The organism is Mesorhizobium sp. M5C.F.Ca.IN.020.32.2.1 (assembly GCF_004023105.1).
GTDB classification, from domain to species: domain Bacteria; phylum Pseudomonadota; class Alphaproteobacteria; order Rhizobiales; family Rhizobiaceae; genus Mesorhizobium; species Mesorhizobium wenxiniae.
The window spans coordinates 1-2,268 of record NZ_RZSX01000955.1 but is presented as its reverse complement, the minus strand read 5'-3'; the positions used below and the strand labels follow the sequence as shown (position 1 = coordinate 2,268).

The following is a 2,268-nucleotide window of genomic DNA, read 5'->3' as shown; positions in this document are numbered from 1 at the left end:
GAACGCGTCCTCGCGGGAAGCGGGCGCGGCGGAGGAGAGCCGTCCCTCCCTGGCGGCTCTCCTCCTGGATCCTTCCTTCTGGGCCGACTGGGCCTCCGTCGTCGGCCTCGTCGGCCTCGTCGTCGTGTTCGGCATCGCCCAGCCGGTCTTTCTCAGCGTCGCCAATTTGCAGGCCCTGCTGCTGGCCGCGGCGATCCTGGTCGTGCTGTCGATCGGCCAGACCTTCGTCGTGGCCACCGCCGGCATCGATCTCTCGCTGGCTGCCGCGGTCATGCTGGGCGCCATCATCCTCGGCCTCGTCGATGCCGCGGGCTATGGCATCTTCTTCGCCTGCGTACTGGCCGTCGCCGCCACCAGCGCGGTCGGTTTCCTCAACGGCGTGCTCATCACAGCCGGGAAAATACCCGACTTCGTGGTGACGCTCGGCACGCTTTCGGGTGTCACCGGCCTCGGTCTGATCCTATCGGGCGGCGAGCCGATAATGGTTGGCTCGACCTTCCTGCTGCGGCTGGCCTCCGGTTCCTTCGGGCCGTTCGGCTATCCCGTCTGGGTGGCGATATCAGCCGTTCTCGTGGCGCATATCGCGCTCTTCCATACCCGCTTCGGGGTGCATCTGCTGGCGACCGGCGGCCAGACCGAAAGCGCCCGCTCGCTCGGCATCCGGACCAACCGGGTCAAGATCGCCGCCTACACGATATCAGGATTCTGCGCAGGCATCGCCGCGCTGCTTCTGGTGGCGCGCATCGGCTCGGCCGAACCGCAGATCAACACTAGCCTTCTGCTCAATTCGGTGGCGGCAGTCGTCTTGGGAGGCGTCAGCCTGTTCGGCGGACGCGCCAGCATTCTCGGCCCGGCGATCGGGGCGCTGATGCTCACCGCTCTCGTCAACGGGCTGACGCTGCTCAGCGTTTCGGCCTTCTACCAACCGCTCGCCGTGGGCGCCATCGTGGTGCTGGCGGCACTGATCATGCGGTATCAGAAATGAGCGCCGTCAATCACTCGCCGTCGGCCGAAGCGATCCTAGCCTGCGAAGGGCTAAGCAAGCATTTCGGCGGCATCCGCGCCTTCACCGATGTCGCCTTCCAGGCCCGCCGTGGCGAGGTCACCGCTGTCATCGGCGACAATGGCGCCGGCAAGTCGACGCTGATACGCTGCCTGGTCGGCGTCCATGTGCCGGATGGTGGCGAAATCTTCTTCGACGGCCGGCTGCACCCCTTCGCCAATCCCGACGAGGCGCGCAAGGCCGGCATCGAGACGGTGCACCAGAACCTCGCGCTGATCGATGAATTGACCGTCGCCCAGAACCTGTTCCTCAACCGTGAGATCGTGCGCCGGATCGGCCCGTTCGCCCTGCTCGACCGCAAGGCGATGAAGCAGCAGGCGCGCGCCATGTTGTCGCGCCTGTCGATCAACATGCCTTCGGTCAGCCAGCGCGTGCGGCGCCTTTCGGGCGGACAGCGACAGGCGATCTCGATCTGCCGCGCCGCAGGTTCCGGCGCCAAGCTGGTGGTGATGGACGAACCAACCGCGGCGCTCGGCGTGCAGGAGACGGCCAATGTCGAAGCCCTGATCCGGCGGCTGCGCGAACAGGCCGTCAGCGTCATCCTGGTCAGCCATAATTTCGATCAGGTGCGGCGCCTGTCCGACCAGATCTGGGTGATGCGGGCGGGACGGATGGTGGCGACGGTCCGATCGTCCGAGACCACCGGCAACGAACTTGTCGCGCTCGTCACCGGCGCGGCATAGAAACGATCCGGCTCGTTACGAATTGAACGATTGGAAAGGGAGTTTGCCGTGGCGGTGATCCGTGTCGGACTTGTGGGGCTCGGAGAGGTTGCGCAGTCGATCCATCTGCCGGTGCTGAGCGACCAGCGCGACCGCTGGCTGATATCGGGCGTCTATGATGTTTCGCCGAGCCTCGTGACGCTGTGCCGCTCCGAATACCCGACAGCCGCAATCTTCGATTCGGCCGAGGCGCTGATCAGTTCGCCGGATATCGACGCGGTTTTCATCCTCTCGTCCGACGAGACCCACAGCCGTTTCGTCCGTGCCGCCGTCCAGGCGAACAAGCATGTCCTGCTGGAAAAGCCCGCCTGCCTGACGGTGCGCGAAATCGACGAATTGCTGGCTCTGACGACAAACTACGCCAAGACGATCTTCGTCGGTTACATGCGCCGCTACGCTCCAGCCTACCTGGCGGCGATGGAGGAATTGCCTGACTTCGCCGATATCACCCATGTCCGCATCTTCGACCTGATCTCCGAGGGC

Annotated in this window: 3 protein-coding genes; all 3 read left to right on the top strand. The window is 65.2% G+C overall.

Annotated features, from left to right (window positions below; genetic code table 11):
* On the top strand, positions 1–985 hold a 985-nt coding region (locus EOA86_RS31395), incomplete at its 5' end, for an ABC transporter permease (RefSeq protein ID WP_245497434.1).
* Positions 982–1,746: an ATP-binding cassette domain-containing protein gene (locus EOA86_RS31390; protein ID WP_128345154.1), complete on the top strand. Its 765-nt coding sequence runs from the start codon at positions 982–984 to the stop codon at positions 1,744–1,746. The genes EOA86_RS31395 and EOA86_RS31390, both read left to right, overlap by 4 nt.
* 48 nt (positions 1,747–1,794) lie before the next feature.
* The coding region (locus tag EOA86_RS31385; protein ID WP_164892172.1) for a Gfo/Idh/MocA family oxidoreductase at positions 1,795–2,268 on the top strand (474 nt) is incomplete at its 3' end.